This window comes from Streptomyces sp. E2N166, from assembly GCF_003671715.1.
GTDB lineage: Bacteria > Actinomycetota > Actinomycetes > Streptomycetales > Streptomycetaceae > Streptomyces > Streptomyces thinghirensis.
The window spans coordinates 209509-209790 of the sequence record NZ_RAIF01000006.1; the positions used below are offsets into that span (position 1 = coordinate 209509).

The 282-nt window shown below is 68.4% G+C and carries 1 protein-coding gene; it reads left to right on the forward strand.

The features are described from left to right. Positions 1-282 (forward strand): hypothetical protein (locus tag EBH09_RS01225; protein ID WP_153182593.1); only part of this gene is annotated, 282 nt, incomplete at both ends.

The following is a 282-nucleotide window of genomic DNA, read 5'->3' on the forward strand; positions in this document are numbered from 1 at the left end:
GACACCCCCGGCGACCAACGCCTCACCGCCTACACCGTGGCATCCGAGCCCGTCAGCCAGGACACACTCCGCACCCACCTCGCGGCGGACCTCCCCGACTACATGATCCCCGCAGCCTTCGTCACCCTCGACACACTCCCCCTGACCCCCAACGGAAAACTCGACCGCAAAGCCCTGCCCACACCCGACTACACCACCACCGGCAGCGGCCGCGCCCCGCGCACCCCACGCGAGGAAATCCTCTGCAACCTCTACGCCGACATCCTCCACATCCCCCACGTC